This window comes from Vibrio sp. 10N.222.51.C5 (genome assembly GCF_041474575.1).
Classification (GTDB): Bacteria; Pseudomonadota; Gammaproteobacteria; order Enterobacterales; family Vibrionaceae; genus Vibrio; species Vibrio crassostreae_C.
Genome location: NZ_JBFRUJ010000021.1, coordinates 1 through 20902, shown reverse-complemented (window position 1 = coordinate 20902; position 20902 = coordinate 1). Strand labels below are relative to the sequence as shown.

The window sequence follows — 20902 nt, the reverse complement described above, 5'->3', positions numbered from 1 at the left end:
AGCAATTACCTCAACTGAGTACTTGGGCTGCTGACAATTTTAGATCTTTGCCGACCAACAGATTAAACTCTACGCTTGCTGGTGGAATAAACACACACACTCGTAATTTCTCTGCTCTTGCTTGCTCAAGCTTTGTTGATAGCTCTCCGCTGTTGGCGTAGCTCTCTCTTTCTGCATCTCGGCGGCACAGGTCGATAAATTCAAATGGACAATCGCTCGGTGAAAGTACGAGCTCTGCCTCCTGCATCAAACGTAAAGCCTTCATAGACAGCAGCTCGACATCTTGCTCGAATTCAATCCAAGTGACCTGCCCTTCGCTATCAATGCCTTCGGTTAGCGCTTGCTGGTAGTAAGACTCTAACTGCTCTCTGTCATTCACCTGCTCGATAAAGCTGGATGACAAGAAACGCTCCCAAAATTTACGACGCTCGTCGACGGTTGGGAATGACTCTTTGATTGAATTGCGTTTTGATGCACCGAAGTCTGCTATCAAACCTATGTTTTGTGGCAATACCGTTTCGAGTTTTTCTCTGATATTTCTTACTAAAACAGGTGATGCCCCGCCACTAGAGATGGCAATTTGGATTCTGCCGCGATTTATCATCGAAGGTGTGATGAAGTCGCAGTAAGGAAGATCGTCAACCACATTGACTAAAATGCCCAGTTTTTTCGCATCATTATACACTTGGTGATTCAAGCTTGGGTTGTCTGTTGTGGCCCAAACCTGCAAGTAATTTTTCGATATGATCTGTGACGAGTAAAAGTTTTGAACCCAGTGAAGCTTGTTCTCGTCCACAAGCTGCTTTAAGTAAGGCGCTACCTTGGGAGACACCAAAGTCACATCCGCTCCCGCTCGTAGTAAGCTATCGACTTTACGGCAAGCAACCTCACCCCCACCAACCACTAAGATTGGCTTATTTTCTACATCCAAAAACATTGGGAAATAACGCATGTTCTTCCTTGAGACTACTTCAATAACTATTCAGCCATGCTACCAAATTTGGAGCATATTCATAACTATCGAAGTGTAATAAAAATATTTATTGACCAAATTTCAACATTTCTTAAGTTTAATATTTCATCATTGTGATGTTTATTCAGAATATTTATCTAGTCGATTATCAATATAAAAATCTAAATCTCGTTGCACCAACAGTGTGAACCGTTGCACTATTTACATTCACTTAACATTTGGTCATTCTAATTGTGTTCGGATTTGTGATTTCATTCAAAATTCTTTTTAAATTATACATTTGTGAAACTACGGATCCTTTCCTAACCTTATAAACAGTTGTTTAAATCGCACACAGTTTCATTTGCAAAATGCAACTCGTTTAATTTGAACAACAAGGTCATAGAAAACGCAACACATAAGAGAAACTCAAACGAGCACGAGTATCAGGTGTCACCTGGTTAACAAGGAAGGATACAAATGACAAATAAACTAACACTTCTTGCTTCAGTAGTAGCTGCATCAACTGCGATGATGGCAACATCGGCATCAGCGGCAGAAAGCACTCTGGACAAAGTCACATCTCAAGGTTTTCTAACTTGTGGTGTAAGTACCGGTCTTCCAGGGTTCTCTAACCCTAACTCAAAAGGTGAATGGGAAGGAATTGATGTTGAGTATTGTCAAGCTCTTGCAGCGGCTGTACTCGGTGACAAGACTAAAGTTAAGTATGTACCTCTAACAGCAAAAGAGCGTTTTACTGCGCTTCAATCTGGCGAAATCGACGTACTATCTCGTAACACAACATGGACATTACATCGTGACACTGCTCTAGGTCTGAACTTCGTAGGCGTTAACTACTACGATGGTCAAGGCTTCATGGTTAAGAAAGAACTTGGCCTAACAAGTGCTCAAGAGCTTGATGGCGCTTCTGTATGTGTTCAATCAGGTACAACAACTGAACTTAACCTAGCCGATTACTTCCGTAACAGTGGCATGTCTTACAAGCCAGTGGTATTCGATACGGCAGCACAAACATCGAAAGGTTTCGACGCAGGTCGTTGTGACGTACTAACAACTGACCAATCTGGTCTATACGCACTTCGCCTAAACCTAGCTGATCCTAAATCTGCAGAAGTACTTCCTGAAATCATCTCTAAAGAGCCTCTAGGCCCTGTTGTTCGTCAAGATGATGATCAATGGTTTAACGTTGCTAAGTGGACACTTTCAGCAATGATTAACGCGGAAGAATACGGCATCTCTTCTAAAAATGCAGACGAAATGCTTAAGTCAAAAGATCCAAACATCAAACGTATTCTTGGTGTAGACGGTCCTAAAGGTAAAGGCCTTGGCATTCGCGACGACTGGGGTTACCAAGTAATTAAGCAAGTTGGTAACTACGGTGAGAGTTTTGAGCGTACTGTTGGTACAGGTTCTCCACTTCAAATCTCTCGTGGTGTAAATGCATTATGGAATGCGGGCGGCTTTATGTACGCTCCACCAATCCGTTAATAAATTTTCAAGCATCAATTAGGGCGGAGTTTTCCGCCCTATTTATTAAATGGATTTGAGGTTATAGTAGTATGAAACCTAATGAAACTATTTCTCCAGCTCAGGCAAAGCCACAGCCCAAAAGTGCCAACTTATTTTACAACCCCACTTTTCGCTCCATCATTTTCCAAATTATCGCCGTCGGGGCGCTTTGTGCTTTCTTTTACACGATTGTAAATAATGCACTCACAAACTTAGATTCCCGTGGTATCACCACTGGTTTTGATTTTCTCTCCCAAGAAGCTGGTTTTGGTATCGGCTTAACACTGATTGAATACGACGAGACCTTCTCATACGGTCGTACATTCTTTATCGGTCTTCTCAATACCGCTTTGGTTTCAGTACTCGGCATCATGCTAGCGACAGTGCTGGGCTTTAGTATGGGTATCGCTAGACTCTCTTCAAACTGGCTAGTTAGCCGATTTGCAGCTGTCTACATTGAGATATTCCGAAATATCCCTCTGCTATTACAAATCTTTTTCTGGTATTTCGCCGTTCTACAAGCCTTGCCTTCTGCTCGTCAAAGTATGAGTCTAGGTGAAGCAATTTTCTTGAACGTACGCGGGTTGTACTTCCCTGCTCCAGTCTTTGAGCAAGGCAGTAGCATTGTCATCGCATCATTGATTGTCGGTATTATCGCTACGTTTATTATCAACATCTGGGCTAAGAACAGACAGAAACTGACCGGCCAACAAACACCGATGTTGCGAATTGCAGCTGCGTTGATTTTAGGCTTACCGTTGATAACTTACTTTGTTATGGGCATGCCTATCTCTGCAGATTACCCTGTGTTGAAAGGGTTTAACTTCAAGGGTGGTGTTACGATAATCCCTGAGCTTGCTGCATTGATGCTCGCTTTAAGTATCTATACAGCAGCGTTCATTGCTGAGATTGTTCGTTCAGGTATTAACGCGGTAAACCATGGGCAAACTGAGGCTGCGATGTCTCTAGGCATCCCACGTTCTAGAACTCTAAAGCTTGTCATTATTCCACAAGCATTAAGAATCATTATCCCACCACTAACCAGTCAGTATCTAAACCTGACCAAAAACTCATCACTTGCGATGGCCATTGGTTATCCTGATCTTGTCTCTGTATTTGCAGGAACAACACTTAACCAAACTGGACAAGCTATCGAAGTAATCGCGATGACAATGGGCGTCTACCTAACCTTGAGCCTATTAACGTCCGCTCTAATGAACATATACAACCGCAAAGTAGCGTTGGTGGAGAGATAAGATGAGTACACATCAATTTCAACCTGATCTTCCGCCTCCAGCGAATACCGTTGGGCCAGTCGGTTGGTTAAGAAAAAATCTATTTAATGGACCTATTAACAGCGTCGTCACTGTGATTCTTGCTTACTTTGCTTTCACCCTATTATGGGCAATAGCGGATTGGGCATTCATCAGTGCCGACTGGATAGGAACCACACGCGATGCCTGTACTAGCGAAGGCGCTTGTTGGGTTTTTATCAGCGTTCGTTGGGACCAATTCATGTATGGCTTCTACCCAGAAGCTGAACTGTGGCGACCTCGCCTCTTCTACGCAACGTTGGCCATTTTTGTAGCCTTACTGGCTTATGAAAAAACACCTAAACGTACGTGGATTTGGTTGTTCTTCGTCAACATCTACCCATTTATCATTGCCGGCTTGCTATACGGTGGCGTCTTTGGGTTAGAAGTTGTTGATACCCATAAATGGGGCGGCCTATTGGTTACACTGGTCATCGCACTTGTTGGTATTGTAGTGTCACTCCCTATTGGTGTTGCACTTGCTCTTGGGCGTCGCTCAGAGATGCCGATCATTCGCAGTATGTGTACCGTATACATCGAAATTTGGCGTGGCGTACCGCTCATTACAGTTCTATTCATGGCTTCAGTAATGCTGCCACTCTTTTTATCAGAAGGGACAGAAACCGATAAGCTCATTCGAGCACTTGTAGGGGTAGTTCTATTCAGTGCAGCCTACATGGCCGAAGTAATTCGAGGTGGTCTACAAGCAATACCAAAAGGCCAATACGAAGCAGCTGATGCTCTGGGGTTAAGCTACTGGAAAAAGACTGGGCTTATCATTCTACCTCAAGCTCTTAAAATCACGATTCCTTCAATTGTGAACACCTTCATTGGTTTGTTTAAAGATACCAGTCTTGTTTTGATTATTGGTATGTTTGATGTACTAGGAATTGGCCAAGCCGCGAATACCGACCCTGAATGGCTTGGGTATTCAACAGAAAGTTATGTATTTGTCGCGTTAGTGTTCTGGGTGTTTTGTTTTGGCATGTCGAGATATTCGATATGGCTAGAAAACAGACTTCACACCGGTCACAAACGATAATTAACAAGATCAAGGACGTATTATGACGCAGCAGACAGAAAACAACTCTCAAGGTCTTATGATCGAGTTGAAAGACATGAACAAGTGGTACGGTGAATTCCACGTACTTAAGAACATCAATTTAGAAGTTAAAAAAGGCGAGAAAATCGTTATCTGTGGCCCTTCAGGCTCTGGTAAATCAACGATGATCCGCTGCATCAACCGATTAGAAGAGCACCAAAAAGGTCATATCTTCGTTTCAGGTAATGAATTAACGGAAGACCTAAAGAACATCGAAGCCGTGCGTAGAGATGTCGGCATGTGTTTCCAACACTTCAATCTGTTTCCACATCTGACGGTATTAGAGAACTGTACTCTGGCTCCAATCTGGGTCAAAAAGATGCCAAAAGAAGAAGCCGAAGCGATTGCAATGAAGTACCTAGAGCGCGTAAAAATCCCTGAGCAAGCGGACAAGTTCCCAGGTCAGCTTTCAGGTGGTCAACAGCAGCGTGTAGCTATCGCTCGCTCTTTGTGTATGAACCCTCAAGTGATGCTGTTTGATGAGCCAACGTCGGCGCTCGATCCCGAAATGGTTCGTGAGGTGTTAGACGTAATGGTTGAGCTTGCAGAAGAAGGCATGACGATGCTTTGTGTAACGCACGAGATGGGCTTTGCTAAAGAGGTCGCGGATCGCGTTATCTTCATGGATGCCGGTGAAATCATAGAAGAGAACAACCCTGTCGATTTCTTTGAAAACCCACAATCAGACAGAACGCAGAACTTCTTAAGCCAAATCTTACACCACTAATGTGTTATGATGCATAAACTACAGAGGCGGCTTAGGTCGCCTCTTTGTTTTCAGTGTTATAATTAGTTTTTCAAGATTATAAACAGCGATTCAGTGCGATTAAAATTGAACAACGAACCTTAACTGCACTTTAAGAAATACTTTGTTACACCTTCAGAAACACTTAACCGACTATTTTGATTATTATTTTACGTATACAAGAGGAATGAGAGACTTGATTTTTCGAACTTTCACCCCCATAAATGTACTAATAACTATTGAAGTCACCTTACGAGGAAGATTATGAACAGCCCTATGTTTTCACGCACAGCATCTCAAGAAAGTGCTCTGCAAACCAATAAAGTGTTGCGTAACACCTACGCATTACTGTCTATGACACTACTTTGGTCTGCTGTTGTAGCAGGCGTATCCATGGCGATGAACCTTCCTCGCCCGGGTCTTATTATCATGCTAGTTGGCTTCTACGGCCTACTTTTCCTAACAGAAAAGAACCGTGACAACAGCATGGGTCTAGTCTTCACATTCCTATTTACAGGTTTCTTAGGCTACACCATCGGTCCAATCTTAAACATGTACGTTGGCGCAGGCATGGGTGATGTCATCCTAACTGCACTTGGCGGTACAGCACTGGCGTTTATGGGCGCATCAGCTTACGCACTAACAACTAAGCGTGACCTGTCGTTCCTTAATGGCATGCTATTAGCTGGTTTCGTAGTACTACTTGTAGGCATGGTTGCAAACATCTTCCTACAAATGCCTCTACTATCATTGGCAATGAGCGGTATGTTCATCCTGTTCTCGACTGGTGTTATCTTGCTTACAACGCAAAACATCATTCGTGGCGGTGAAACAAACTACATCTCTGCAACGATCAGCTTGTACGTATCGATCTACAACATCTTCATCAGCCTACTAAGCATCCTAGGCATCATGGGCAGCGACGACTAATCGTTCCCATCATTGAAGAATATCTAGCCCAAGAGCCTACCTCTTGGGCTTTTTTGTATCTATAAGTACGATATTTCATTGGATAGCTACAATTTCTGTTGAGAAAGACAAACTTGGTCATGTACCCTATCCGCATAGTTAATTGGATTCTGGATTAAACATGTTTGAATATAACGGCAAGCAAATCGAAACCGACGCTCAAGGCTACCTATTGGATTACACGCAATGGGAAGAAGGCATGATTGAAATTCTTGCTCAAGACGAGGCGATTGAACTTACAGATGCACACTTAGAAGTCGTACATTTTGTAAGGAGCTTTTACGAAGAGTTCAACACCTCACCAGCGGTTCGCATGCTCGTTAAAGCAATGGAAAAAGCTCACGGCCCAGAAAAAGGCAATAGTAAGTACCTTTTCAAGTTATTCAAAAAAGGCCCTGCAAAACAAGCGACCAAGCTCGCCGGTTTACCTAAACCAGCAAAGTGCTTGTAAAACCTAACCCGCTTTAGGTCATTAAGTTACGTTCAATATAAAATACTGTAGTGCTACAACTACAGTATTTTAAACGCCCCTATGCGTACGTCTTGGCGCTCACTATCTTTAACTTGATGCATCACAACGTTGTCTACTGTTGCGCTCGAAGGGCCAATATAGAGCCAAGCATGTAACTTCTCAATTTGCTGACTCTCTCCGACAACTAACACTTCAACTCGACCATCATTTAAGTTCTTTGCATAACCTGAGAGACCCATAGCTTGCGCCTGCCTACTGGTGTGGTAACGGAACCCAACACATTGAACTACGCCTGACACGACAAAAATATATTGTGAACTTTCCATAACGTTGCCTCATAAATTATATGAATGATATAGTCGAGTTTCTATTCATTCACCGCTTATTGGTGGACTTACTTCGAGTATAACGATTATGAAAGAAATCCCATTTCGTTGGATTGACAAATATCTCATTCACCTAAAAATCCAAGAAAAGTTCTATCTACTCTTCTTATTGCCTCTTCTCGCCCTGGTTATATTAACTCTCGTTTTAGATAGTGCCGCGGACTCTTTACTTGCTCACCTTTATCAAGAAGAAATGCTCTTGATGAAAGGGCTTATCGAAGCGGGTCAACTCACTAAAGATCAAGTAGCTCAGCTTGTCAGCAGCTCTGAAACCATCTCTTTAGGCTACGGTGCTGGTTCTGTTTCAGTGATGAATGGAGCGTTCAGCCTAGTTGCTAACCATGACCAAAACCTTTGGTCTGCTCTATCGACGACTCAGGTTTCTATCATCGCTGTAACCCTAACGCTTATCGCACTAGGTGTTTACTACATCATGACCTTTATTGGCGGCGCGATGTTCTCTATGAACAAAGCTCTGAACACGCTTGCGAATGGCGACTTAACTTGCCGCATGAACTACTTCTTAGTTCGTGACGAGTTCAGTGAAATCGCGATTACAATCGATAAAGTCGCTGAACGTGAGCAAAACATGGTTCTATCAATCCAAGAGTCTGTCGCTCTCATGCAGCAGATCAGCTCGGACTTGAACCAGTCAACACAACAAAGTTCAGACATCTCAGGTAACCAACAGGAACACCTGAATAGCTTGGCAAGTGCAACGGAACAAATGGCAGCTACCATTCGCGAAGTCGCTACCCTTGCTCATGCGTCTAGCTCACAAACGATGGACGCTCGCGGCGTTGCTCAGAGCGGTCAAGTCAAGGTTTCAAATACACTGGAGTCTATCTCTAGCCTATCTCAAGAGATCCAGTCCGCTTCACAAGCAGTAGAAGAACTGGATGCCAACGCGGCGCAGATCGATGAAGTAGTCACAACCATCAACGGTATTTCTGAACAGACTAACCTGTTAGCGTTGAACGCAGCTATCGAAGCCGCACGTGCTGGCGAGCAAGGTCGTGGATTTGCTGTTGTTGCCGATGAAGTTCGTGCCCTTGCCGGTCGTACTCAGCAAGCAACGGTTGAAATCCAAAGCATGATTGAATCATTACAACGTAACAGTCAATCACTGACCAAGCTGATGGAAGTCACGGTGAACAATGCTAACGAAGGCCAAACACTGATGTCAGAAGTGAACGTCGAGATCGGTTCATTAGCGGAAAAAAACCAGTCTATTTCAGATAGCAGCACTCAAATTGCTACCGCGGCTGAAGAACAAGGCGTAGTCGCTGACAACATTGCACAGAGTGTTGAAGAGATTCGTCATCAGTCAGACAGTATCTGCGAGATGATCAGTAAGAGTAATTCCAATGTTGACCAACTTCGTAAACAAAGCGATACGATGGAAGGTTTGCTGACAGGTCTTAAAGCTTAATACTGATATCCACCACAATGTGTTGATTAATCATTACTAGGGCTGCTTCTGCAGCCCTTTCTTATTTGCTTTTCACCTGCACTTCCCCGACAATACCCCTCCTTCAAATTCAACAAACAGAGTAAATTATGACTCCTTCAATTCATCTAGCTAAAGGCCGAGATAAATCACTACGCCGCAAACACCCTTGGGTATTTTCACGCGGTATCGATAAGGTCGAAGGCGAACCAAAACAAGGTGAAACTGTAGACGTATATGCTCAAAATGGTCAGTGGCTTGCAAAAGCGGCTTACTCACCAGAATCTCAAATTCGAGCTCGTGTTTGGACATTTGAAAAAGAAGAGATCAACAAGGCGTTCTTCGTAAAACGAATTCAAGACGCACAGTCTTTACGAGAAGACATTATCGAACGTGATGGTCTAACGGGCTACCGCCTAACGGCCGCAGAGTCTGATGGCTTACCAGGTATCACAATCGACAAATACCAAGACTTTCTTGTTTGCCAACTGCTAAGTGCTGGCGCTGAGTTTAACAAAAGCGTATTGGTTGAAGCGTTAATCGAGTGCTTCCCTGACTGCAACATCTACGAGCGTTCAGACGTGGCAGTTCGTAAGAAAGAAGGCCTAGAACAAGTTGTCGGCGTTCTTCATGGTGAAGAGCCACCAAAATCTATCGTGATTGAAGAAAATGGCGTTAAAATCAGCGTGAACATTATGGAAGGCCACAAAACAGGCTTCTACATGGACCAACGTGATAGCCGCAAAGAATCGATGAAGTACGTTAAAGGCAAAGATGTCCTTAACTGTTTCTCATATACAGGTGGCTTTGGCCTTTACGCACTTAAAGGCGACGCGAAGCGTGTTATCAACGCTGATGTATCTCAACTTGCTCTTGATACCGCTAAATTCAACGCTGAACTTAATGAGTTTGATATCTCGAAAAAGCGCGCTGTATTCCTAAACGCTGACGTTTTCAAACTGCTTCGTGAGTACCGTGATCAAGGCACTAAGTTTGACGTAGTGATCATGGACCCACCAAAGTTTGTTTCAAGCAAGAATAACCTAACTTCAGGCGCTAATGGCTACAAAGACGTTAACATGCTTGCGATGCAAATCCTGAAACCAGGTGGCACTCTACTCACCTACTCTTGCTCTGGCTTAATGGGTACTGATTTGTTCCAAAAAATCATCGCTGATGCAGCATTAGATGCAGGCCGAACGGTTAAGTTCGTCGAGCGCTTCGAGCAAGCAGCCGACCACCTAACAGACACTGCCTACCCAGAAGGTTTCTACCTGAAAGGTTTTGCTTGTAAGGTTCTTTAAATACAAATTACCAGTCTAAGAAACAGCGTTACAGTTCATAAAAAACCGAGATTCTTCAATCTCGGTTTTTTATTAGTATCAGCAAACTCAATCGTCTTTAATAACTAGGATGTCAGACAAACTATTCGTCAAGTCTGCAGCGGAGAGGCCATCAAATTCAATTTTAACTTGCTGCCCACCTTTTTCTACAACCATGGCGGAGTTAACTTCGCCTCCTTCAACCTCGATGTTGTCTAACAACTCAGTGACTTGTTGTTGAGTTGGCGCATCAGCAAATAAGTCAGACAAATCAACCTTATCTCCTTCCGCGATGCTAAAATCGGAGATTCGATCGGTACTTCCATCTAAATCACCATCAACCCACTTGAATATATCAGCGTCATCACCACCAATAAGGATATCGTTTCCGAGACCACCAATCAGCGTATCTTGACCAACTCCACCTTTAAGTGCGTCATCACCACTCCCACCATCTAAGTAGTCATTACCAGTACCACCATCGATAGCGTCGATACCTGCTTGTCCGTAAACTGTATCGTTACCGTCACCAGTGAAAGCAATATCGATGCTGTCATTCTTATTCATACTTGGTCTATAACTATCGCCTTCCGATACAAAATCATCACGCTCAGCCGCACCGTCTTTAGGGTTCTTGGCTAATGACTCACTCCCCCCAAGGTAAACCGTGTCGTTTCCACCTCCTAGTTGAACGTAGTCACCACCTTTGCCAACATCAACAAGGTAATCGGTGTTTGTATTATCAAACGTTGATGTTCTCTCATTTTCTGTATTCCCAGCAGAGAATTGATGCTTCTGCCATTGAAGGTCAGCTCCATCTACGGTAATCGTGTCGGTGACATCTCCAGAAGAACTAATCGTGGTTGGTGTTACGGGCTCAGGAACCTCGATTTCTGCAGTTGCCGTAGAGCTTGCAAATTTGTCCGCTCCCGTAACATATTGCTCTTCACTAACTGCTTCAACTGTAATACCAAAATCACGATTTCCAGTATAATCCGCCGGGAATACTAATTGAGCACTTACCGTCCCCACAACTCCAGCTGCATCAACAGCAAGTGCAAGTATGTAATTACTTGTACCATTGACTGGCGTTTGCAGTACTCCATCTACATACAGTTTCGCCCCTGACGGAATACCACTCACCGTAACCGAATCACCTTTAATGATTTCACTGCCATCCGTATCTTGCAAAGAAACCGTTATATCGACAGGGATTTCCTGTTGTTGAACAATACGATAGCTTCCATCTATGTTGTTTAGTTCAACGATAGCATCAGAGAAAATCAATCGTTCAATTTCATATAAGTGGTCTCCATTTTCATCAGAAGGAGTATATTGATCATTAGGTGTATCGGTCCCCTTCGTATCTCGCACTAGCCAGTGGCCGACACCTCCACCATTATCGCCTAGATCTGTGATTATGTACTGAGAAACTGGACCTGAGTAAATTACAGTGTCATACCCATCGACACCTATATCACTGGTAGTTTCATCACCTTCAATTTTGTCATTTCCAGCGCCTGATACGAACCAATCGTTGCCCGCACCACCTATATAGTGGTCCGAGTCCTGACTTTGGTCACCAACATAAAGCTTGTCCTTAGATCCGCCTTGATGTAAGTGCTCATGAATATCCGCGTTAAGTACTCTGCCTTCCTCAAAACCATCTAATTTAAGTTCTGTAAGTAGTGTGTTTTTCTCTGTAGTAGTCAACTGGGAGAACCCAACAAGTTCTTGATATACGTCGATACCGTTGGAAAAGGTAATATCCCCAATGGAAACAGCTACTAATGGGGCATCAGCCACAGGCGTAATATCTACCGTAAGCGTATGCTCTTCTGACGTACCATTCTCGTTTACAGCCTTGAACTTAATTTCAGCGTAGTCATTCGATTTATTGCCTACACCATCAACATTAAAGCCGTCATAACCAGATTCGTTAGCATCTGGATTAAAGCCGATCACGCCTGAAATTAATTGAGCCGATGTAATCTGACTCGAGTTTAGTGGCTGCCAATTTGGCTCTTGAACAGTACCAAGGTTAATCACCAACGCTCCATCGAGTGGTTGATGAGTTATCACTATATCGTTGCCAGACTCAATCCCAAAATCATCAATCGATAGCACTAAAATAGTATCTTCTTGTCCAAAGGCTTCCTTACTCTCAGCATCCGGTCCAACAGACACTGGATGAACAATCAAGTCGAAGGCCCCGTTCGAAATCTCACTGGTATCTCCGACAATCTCGTCTGAAATCGCTTCAATCTTAACGTTATAAGTGCCTGGCTCATCAACCTGAATCATCAGATCAGCGAGCACTGTTTCGGCAGTACCATTTGATGTTAACCAAGCAGATATATCAACTTCACCATCAGCATTAACAACAAGCTCCTGATCTCCAAGTTTAACAATTGAACCTTCAGGCAAACCGGACACGACGAGTCTCAACGTCTCTGAACCATCGGTATCAACAAGCTGCGTAGTTATCTTAGAGACATTGATAAAGGTATCTTCCAGCCCTTCATTAATATCGAACGCTGGGTAATAACCACCCTCTAAGGATTCATGTTCAACCTGTGCCCCGATATTAACTTTATCCTCAAGCGAACTTACATCAGGAACAATATCGAAGTTGTCCGTGTTAAAGTCTACGGGTTCATTACCACCAACTGCGACACTGATAGTGGCATTACCTGGACCAGCCTCGTTGTCGTGGAATGCAGTAATTGTGTACCAACCTGATGCCGATGGTACAAAGGCTGAAGACTCATAGGTACCACCTCCACCCCAAGTTTGAGAGGCCATGGTTTCACCACCGACTTCAAGTCTAAATGAATCATCTGCATGACCACTAAACACGTATGACTCACCAGCAACTAGGAATACCAAACCAGTAAGTTTGCTCGAAATGTTTTCGATAGCTGGAGAGTTCTGAGTGCCAAAGTCTGGCGTCTGTGTGACTTCTGAAGTGTTGGCAGCACCTGCAGACTCGATAGCTTGTTCAACAACGTCCGGAGCGACACCGCTACCATTGTTGTAATCAAAGTCTAGGTTCTCCCATTGCTCTAACTTAAAACCTTCATCTAAATCTACATTTGGTGTATCTACTACTAACTTGGCAAGCGTCGTATCAGGGCGAATATCAATCGACATCGTCGTGCTAGAGCTGGTGTTGATGCCGTCCGAACTGTGGTAGTTAAACTCAGCATAATCTTGTTGATTATTACCAGTTACTACATTCTCTTCATCAGACATTGACGTACTAGATTCATAGCTTACTGGGTTGAATATCAAGAAACCTTGTTCAACCTGCTCTTGGCTTACTGATACTCCTGTGCCAATCGTTTCAGTATTTAACAGAACCCATTCATCAGTAGATTCGTTGTACAGATACATATCACCCGCGCCTGGAGCACTAGTGATAACAATCGACAATTCACTAGAATCTGCATCAGAAACGTTGAAATCGGCCCACTCAAACGTAATCGATGAACCTTGGGCTTGTGCCTCATCGCCAATGACATGTGAGTCCTGTGCTTGCGGTGCTTCATCATTATCGATGATCGTTGCAATACCTTGCTTGCCACCCACTTCGAGCGTGAAACTCTCATTTAACTCATCAATGCCGTCATCGTTAGTTGGTACCTTGATGTCAAACGACGTTACTCCCGCAGGCACAACAAGCTGACCATTAACAAGCGTCACGCCCTCAGTGAACTCTACGTTGTTGGTGAAATCTTTGTTATCACCGAGCTCAGCTGAACCGGAGTTTAACGACCAATCGAATCGAGTCTCTTGACTGCTTGTGCTAACTAGGTTCACGGTGAAGACAGCCATATCGCCTTCAATTACTTGTTCATTATTTGGATTAACCGCGTTGCTCACTGTATCGATAATTGGAGCTTCATCGTTATCAGTAATGCTACCCACTGCGGATTCACCATCAACAGTCACGGTGTATGTTTCAGCGATTTCATGGAGGCGGTCATCAATTGTCGGAATCAAGATTGCAAAATCCTTCACTCCAACTGGGACAATCAGTTTTCCACTTTGCTGATCATAGGTGACGCCATTAGTAAAACTAACCTGACTCAAGTCGAGATCTTTTTCGTCACCCGAATCATTCGCAGCATCCGTGTTCTTACCAAAAGTAACGTCCAACGCAGATTCAACAAGTGCACTTGAATCCAAAGTGACTTTAAAGCCAAGTTCATCACCTTCAACTACTGAGTCTGCTAGCAGGTCTACAGACGCAACACTAGAAGGAGTCTGTAGAGGGTTTACGATAACATTAACTTCAGCACTCGCGATTTGGCCATTATCATCAGTAATCTGATATTTAAACGTTGTTTCACCGACGAAGTCATCGCCAGTTAAATCAAAGTATACGATGCCATCTTTAATATACGCATTACCTTCCGTTTCACCGTATACATAGGTAATACGTAGATTGTCGCCATCTGAGTCTATATCGTTATTTAGAAGCTCAGAACCGATAATGCCAGCAAGCTTCGATGTTGGAATCTCAAGAATGCCGCCTTGATTCACTGCATATGCGCCTTCACTAGAGGCTTTAAAACCAGTTAGGAAGTAATCTGACGCATCATTATCATGCGTTGCTTGGTTGGAATACTCAGTTGCTTCAAACACCACAGTATCAAACGCGATTGGAGTACCATCAGGACCAAGCGGTGTTATTTCGTAAGTACCTCTATTGTTACCGTCTTCAGCAATAAACGTATCACCTGCAACCGCTACGCCATTGAGGTACGCTACCCAACTGCCTTGTTCATGGTTATCAGTGAAATCACCGTCATTACCTTCGTTTTTAAACAAGTTAGATACTGAAAATGTAAACTGAGTCGCAGGGCTATCTAAGTTGATTTCAAACTTCTCAGATTGCTGCTCTGCACGATCATATTCAATCTGTGCGCCCAATCCACCTACTTTGCCGGCAACACCAATCTTAATGCCGCTGTGTGCGAAGTCTTTATCTTGGCCATTGAAGCTAGCATTTAGCTCAGCGCCTTCGGCTGACCATGGAGAGTCGTTGTCTTCACTGAACTCACCCAGTTTAACTTCGAAGCCTTGCGGATCGTTATTCGCATTCAGGTCACCAGACTTATCGATAGTAACTGTCTTAACTTCACTTTCGTTACCATCACTGTCTACTGCTTTATATTCGAATGAATCTGACGCCTTAGCTTCAAGAGAAGTCAGCTCCCAGTTACCTGGTCCTTGTGTGCTTGCTTCCACCGAAACAATCTCAGCACCTTCAGGAGCGACAATCGTGACATTTAGATTATTGTGGGTGTCATCATAAAGGAAGGTTTGTTCTTCTGTGACACCATTACCATAATCAAAGGTGACTATAATCTCCGCTCTTGATTGAACACTATCATCAGCATTTGGGGCAAACCAGCCACCCAAACCACTTAGACCAACCGTTACTGAGTCCGCTGGACGAGAAGAGAAATCAATGTTGATTGCCTCGTCTTGGTGAATACCGCGATTAGTCGATGCAATACCGAAACCCATATGGCCTTGCTGACTGTTGTTTTGTACTAAAGGCTTAGCGTCAACGTTATTTCGACCTTCCGAGGTAATTGTGACGACATCACCATTATCAAATTTCAGTTCACGAGTATACGCATCTACTTCATCACCCCAGTTATGGAACTCTGCAGTGCTATGAGGGCCTTTATCTAATGTGGATGTATCATCAACACCTAAGAAGAAGCCTGTTGATTCTTGGTCATCTTCATAAACGATGTTGTTAGGATCTGCATACGTCTGCCCAACTACCACTTCAACCTTGTTATTTCCATCGACATAGTAAAGAGTTCCTGAATCAGGCAGCTCTGTGATGATCACGCCGAGATTTGTATCTGCGTCATTATCGTTATCATCTTCATTATCAGAAATATGGTCTGTACCATCACCTTCGATAGTCCCCATCCCGGTATCGAAAATAACTTGCGAAGAGCCATCTGCATTGAGAGAAATAGAGAAGTCTTCAGCTTGTGGCGGGTTATCATGGCTATCGTCAATAGCTACATTTTTATCAGCACTAGACGTATCTAGCTTCTCAAATACATCGGTACCATCTTGGGTTACGGATACAACACTAACGTTAAACTCTTGTCCAACTTCGTATTCGTTGTCTTCTTCAGTTTGAATCTCAAAGGTCGCTGTATTTGTATTTGCGTCTACGTTTACAGTTATAACTTCAACAATATCTTCATTGCTCGCGTTTGTGTAAGAGTACTGAAGAGTAACCACACTATCTTCAGGCACTTGCTCACTTAGCGTAATCGTAAATGGGCTTGTCTTATCACCTTCAATAACTGAATCGGGACCAGTCAGGCCAACTGTAACGGTATCCTTGTTTGTGTCTGCCTCATCGACAATGCTAGCTATATCTGAGTCCTGTTTGTCATTTTCAACAAACTCGCTAGTTGAGCTAGCTTTTAGAGTTACAGTTTCTTCACCCTCTAGCAATTTATCATCAAGAACCTTGATGAAGACTTCGAAGCTATCAGAGCCGCTAGCAATAATAAGATCGGCAAGCTCTTGCTCTGAAAGCGCTTTATAATCTTGTCCATCTTTAACGTAGATCGTGTCTTCGTAATCGACACCTTTAGTTGCAGAGTCCCCTGCCGACCCTAGTGTAAGAACAAGACCAACGTTCTCTGAGACAAGCTCATCTAGGTTGATTTCAAATGATAGATAAGCCTCATCACCTTCAGTTACTGGTAGACCAGCTGTCACAGTCAGTTCTGCTACAGGTAATACATCGACATTAACTGTAACGGTATCTGTACCACCGTTGCCGTCTGACACGGTAACAACAAATGAATCATCTCCATCAAACTCGTTGTTCGGAGTGTACTTCCACTCGCCGGTTTCAGGGTCGATCTCAACACTACCGTTTGTAGGTTGGCTCACCGTGTAAGTCAGGTCAGTGTCGTCAATATCGGTTGCAGTAACCTTACCAGATACAGAGTTATCCTCTTTAGTCGATACACTTATTTGATCAGTATCGCCAATCGGCACTCCATCTTTGACAAATATTGGAGCATCATTTTCTGGAGTGACATTAATCGTAACCACTGCGGTATCAGTACCACCTTTACCGTCAGAAACTGTGTAAGTAAACGTAGCGATACCATTGAAGTCATCCGCAGGAGTGTAACGAACGGTTTGAGAACCATCTTGTAGTTCAACTAACTCAACCTGACCGTATGTTGGATCAATCACTAAACTATCTAAAATAATTAACGTATCACCATCAACGTCAGAATCATTCGAAAGTAACTCGCTACTAGGAATATCGAGAGTTATATCTTCTTGTGTCTGAAGGTTTTTAATCACTTCTTGAAATTTGATATTATCTAGATAAGTCCCACTCTTGTCGCCTTCAGTGCCAACTTCTCTAAATGAAAGGGTATTTGAACCATCGCCACTACCACCTAATAATTCCAATGACTGAGTTTGCATTATGTTGCTTTCAGGGGTGATCGTAGCAACAACTTCACCGTTCCAAATAACCTCAAGCTCAGCACTCGGCAGTCGTTCGTACATTGCCGTATCAAAAGACAGTTGGTATAGGGTACCGCTTTCCACACCTTGAATTTGTTGGGTAAGGGTTACATTGTCACCGTTACCTTCCATATCAATCATACGATCGCCGTCTGTTTCATCAACAGCATAGCCTTCTTGAACTGAATCTAAAGCACCAGTTCTTGCATCGTAGGACCAACCATCTAGTTGGTCGATTCGAGAACCCCAGCCGGCATTTGATACCGATTCATAGTCTTCAAAGCTACCATTGACGATCAGGTTATCACCTAACGCTCTTGAATCATCGTTCGCGATAGGGTCATCATTTACTGGTGTGACATTAACGGTCACTGTCGTAGTGCTTTTTTCACCATGAGTATCAACAATGGTGTATTCGAAAGTCGCTTCACCATTGAAGTCTTGGTTAGGTTCAAACACGACATTGCCATCTATCAGCAGAACAGAACCGTTTGTAGCATCGGTTGCGTTGACAGAAAAAATGGTTATGTCATCCCCATCAACATCGAAATCATTGGCTAACAGCTCACTACCACTAATAGTAAGAGCCTGATCTTCTTCCGTTATGAGTTTGGGTGCATCTATTCCGGTAACTGTAATGTTATCGATAAACGCACCAAGCGAATCAGATTCACCCGCACCAGCAAAAGCGATTAAAGTAGCATCACTACTAACATCAAACTCAGCATTTACTTGATACCAACCTTTGTTATCCGGACCATCTAGTGTTACAGAAATGCCTTCTGGAGCAGTCACTGTTCCATCCGCATGCAGCGTAATAGTTGTATTCCCAACAGTAAAAGTCATATCAGACGACGAGTTGCCGTCTTGGCGAGGGTTATAATCGAACTCTACCCTCAAAGAGTCTTGATCCGACGTATCAATTGATGTCGTCATCACCGTATTTTTATGTGGGTCTAGCTCTGCGTAAAAATCACCGTCGGTAGCATCAACAATTAAGCCGTCTCGCTCAATCTCTATACCATTAGTAAAGTCCCATACCTCTGATGGGTCTTTAGAAACAACCGTCCAACCCGCTGGGTTTGCCATATTTTCGAATGACTCAGTGAGCAATATGGTTTCTTGAACGTTTTTGTAAGAATCACTGATGGCTACAGGCGCATCGTTGACTGGCGTCACCGTCAAGTTGAACGTGCTGTCTACCGGTGTGCTGCCATCTTCGTTGCCGTCTTCAACGTTAATATCGAAAGACGCCGACGTGGTTTCGCTGCCGTCATGTTTAAACGTCACTTTACCCGCCGCCAACTGCGCCACCGTAAAGCTGCTCGACGCGACGCCGTTCACTAAGATTGTGCCGTTACTCACGTTGCTGACCGTGAAGCTCACGCCTGTGTCCGTATCGTCAACGTCCGTGTAGCCAAGATCTGCCGCCGTGATGGTGTAGCTGCCTGCTTCATCCATTTCACCCAACAGATCGCCTGTCAGCTCCGGCGCATCATTCACTGGCGTAACCGTCAAGTTGAACGTGCTGTCTACCGGTGTGCTGCCATCTTCGTTGCCGTCTTCAACATTAATATCGAAAGACGCCGACGTGGTTTCGCTGCCGTCATGTTTAAACGTCACTTTACCCGCCGCCAACTGCGCCACCGTGAAGCTGCTTGACGCGACGCCGTTCACTAAGATTGTGCCGTTGCTCGCGTTGCCGACCGTGAAGGTCACGCCTGTGTCTGTATCGTCAACGTCTGTATAACCCAAGTCAGCTGCCGAGATCGTGTAGCTGCCTGCCTCGTCCACTTCCGCCGCCAGATCGCCTGTCAGCTCCGGCGCATCATTCACTGGCGTCACCGTCAAGTTGAAAGTGCTGTCTACCGGTGTGCTACCATCTTCGTTGCCGTCTTCAACATTCACATCGAACGACGCCGACTTGGTTTCGCTGCCGTCATGTTTGAACGTCACTTCACCCGCCGCCAACTGCGCCACAGTGAAATGGTTCGACGGAACACCGCCGACTAAAATTGTGCCGTTGCTCGCGTTGCCGACAGTGAAGTTCACACCTGTGACAGTATCATCAACGTCCGTGTAGCCCAGATCCTCAGCCGTAATGGTATAGCTGCCTTCTTCATCCACTTCACCCAACAGATCGCCTGTCAGCACTGGTGCATCGTTCACAGGAGTGATATTAAGCGTAACTTCTGCTTCATCTTCCCCACCGTTCCCATCGGTCACTTTATATTTAAAAGTTGCCTCACCGTTATAGTCGGTATCCGGTGTGAATGTAATTGTATTGTTTGTGTAGTCGACAAACAGCTCACCATTAGTCGCGGAGGTAATTGAACCCACAACAATTGAGAGCTCATCACCATCAATGTCAGTATCATTCGCCAACAATTCATCAAAAGAAATCGTGATAGACGTGTCTTCAGCAGTAACAAGTTTAGATTGATTAATACCTGTCACTGTAATGTTATCTAACAACGCACCGTAGCTATCTGAAGCACCAGCGCCTGCAAATGTAAGGTCCGTAACGTCCCCTTGGACTTCGAACTCAGCCGTGATCTTATACCAACCATTTGCGTCAGGTTGCCCTATTTGGACATTAAGTCCGTCGGCACCCGATAGAGTTCTATCGGCGTGAACAGTAACTAACGTGTCACCGACTTTAAACGTCATGTCAGAAGATGAATTACCGTCTCGTCGAGGGTTGTAATCAAATTCAACACGAACGCTATCTTGGTCTGACGTATTAATACTTGTTGTGATCGCGGTGTTTTGATGAGCATCAAGCTCAGCGAGGTAGTCACCGTCTGTCGCTTCAGCTATGAGACCGTCACGCTGAATCTCTAGACCATTTGTTGCTTCCCAATCACCCAGTTCGTCGCCAGTTACTACTGTCCAACGACCTGTGTTTGTCATGTTTTCAAAGGACTCAGAGAAGAGCAGCGTCTCACTATGAGTTTCATATGTGTCATCAATCGCTACTGGGCCCTCGTTCACGTTGCTCTCTTTCAGGGTCACCGTCGCTTCCGCTGTCGAGCCGTAACCGTCGGTCATCACCATCTGGTAATCGCCACTGTTCGTGCCTTGCTCGAAGTCGTTCACCTCCGCCGAAACGCCCGCTG

The 20902-nt window shown here is 44.2% G+C and carries 11 protein-coding genes; 8 read left to right on the top strand and 3 right to left on the bottom strand.

Translation table 11 applies throughout. The annotated features are described in order from the left end of the window. Positions 1 to 10: 10 nt before the first annotated feature. The gene (locus AB4558_RS07790) at positions 11 to 952 is read right to left on the bottom strand and encodes a bifunctional precorrin-2 dehydrogenase/sirohydrochlorin ferrochelatase (RefSeq protein ID WP_017059700.1); all 942 of its coding nucleotides are present in this window, start codon (positions 950 to 952) and stop codon (positions 11 to 13) included. A gap of 480 nt (positions 953 to 1432) precedes the next feature. On the opposite strand from AB4558_RS07790, the gene AB4558_RS07785 reads away from it, so the two are divergent. The 6 genes from AB4558_RS07785 (at position 1433) to AB4558_RS07760 (ending at position 7062) form a co-directional block, all read left to right on the top strand. Further along, positions 1433 to 2461 carry an amino acid ABC transporter substrate-binding protein gene (locus AB4558_RS07785; protein ID WP_017059701.1) on the top strand — a complete coding sequence of 343 codons (1029 nt, stop codon included), beginning with the start codon at positions 1433 to 1435 and terminating at the stop codon, positions 2459 to 2461. 71 nt (positions 2462 to 2532) lie between these two features. Continuing rightward, entirely contained in the window at positions 2533 to 3738 is a 1206-nt protein-coding gene (locus tag AB4558_RS07780; RefSeq protein WP_017066316.1) for an amino acid ABC transporter permease, read from the top strand. A gap of 1 nt (position 3739) precedes the next feature. Then, positions 3740 to 4837: an amino acid ABC transporter permease gene (locus tag AB4558_RS07775; RefSeq protein ID WP_017059703.1), complete on the top strand. Its 1098-nt coding sequence runs from the start codon at positions 3740 to 3742 to the stop codon at positions 4835 to 4837. Between the two features lie 22 nt (positions 4838 to 4859). Continuing rightward, positions 4860 to 5624 (top strand): amino acid ABC transporter ATP-binding protein, encoded by a 765-nt coding sequence (locus AB4558_RS07770; protein ID WP_017059704.1) that lies wholly within the window; start codon positions 4860 to 4862, stop codon positions 5622 to 5624. Positions 5625 to 5906: 282 nt separating this feature from the next. Beyond that, a complete protein-coding gene (locus AB4558_RS07765; RefSeq protein WP_017057206.1) occupies positions 5907 to 6572 on the top strand; it encodes a Bax inhibitor-1/YccA family protein in 666 nt (221 codons plus the stop codon). A 160-nt stretch (positions 6573 to 6732) separates the two neighbouring features. Beyond that, positions 6733 to 7062 (top strand): TusE/DsrC/DsvC family sulfur relay protein, encoded by a 330-nt coding sequence (locus AB4558_RS07760; protein WP_017057205.1) that lies wholly within the window; start codon positions 6733 to 6735, stop codon positions 7060 to 7062. Positions 7063 to 7121: 59 nt separating this feature from the next. Here AB4558_RS07760 and yccX read toward each other — a convergent pair whose 3' ends face one another. Beyond that, a complete protein-coding gene (yccX, locus tag AB4558_RS07755; RefSeq protein ID WP_017059706.1) occupies positions 7122 to 7409 on the bottom strand; it encodes an acylphosphatase in 288 nt (95 codons plus the stop codon). A gap of 88 nt (positions 7410 to 7497) precedes the next feature. Here yccX and AB4558_RS07750 point away from each other — a divergent pair, with 88 nt between their 5' ends. Continuing rightward, positions 7498 to 8901 (top strand): methyl-accepting chemotaxis protein, encoded by a 1404-nt coding sequence (locus tag AB4558_RS07750; protein WP_102319806.1) that lies wholly within the window; start codon positions 7498 to 7500, stop codon positions 8899 to 8901. A 128-nt stretch (positions 8902 to 9029) separates the two neighbouring features. Beyond that, positions 9030 to 10223: a class I SAM-dependent methyltransferase gene (locus AB4558_RS07745; protein WP_017059708.1), complete on the top strand. Its 1194-nt coding sequence runs from the start codon at positions 9030 to 9032 to the stop codon at positions 10221 to 10223. Between the two features lie 87 nt (positions 10224 to 10310). On the opposite strand, the gene AB4558_RS07740 is transcribed toward AB4558_RS07745, so the two are convergent. Beyond that, positions 10311 to 20882 carry a tandem-95 repeat protein gene (locus AB4558_RS07740; RefSeq protein WP_372158485.1) on the bottom strand — a complete coding sequence of 3524 codons (10572 nt, stop codon included), beginning with the start codon at positions 20880 to 20882 and terminating at the stop codon, positions 10311 to 10313. Between the last annotated feature and the right edge of the window lie 20 nt (positions 20883 to 20902).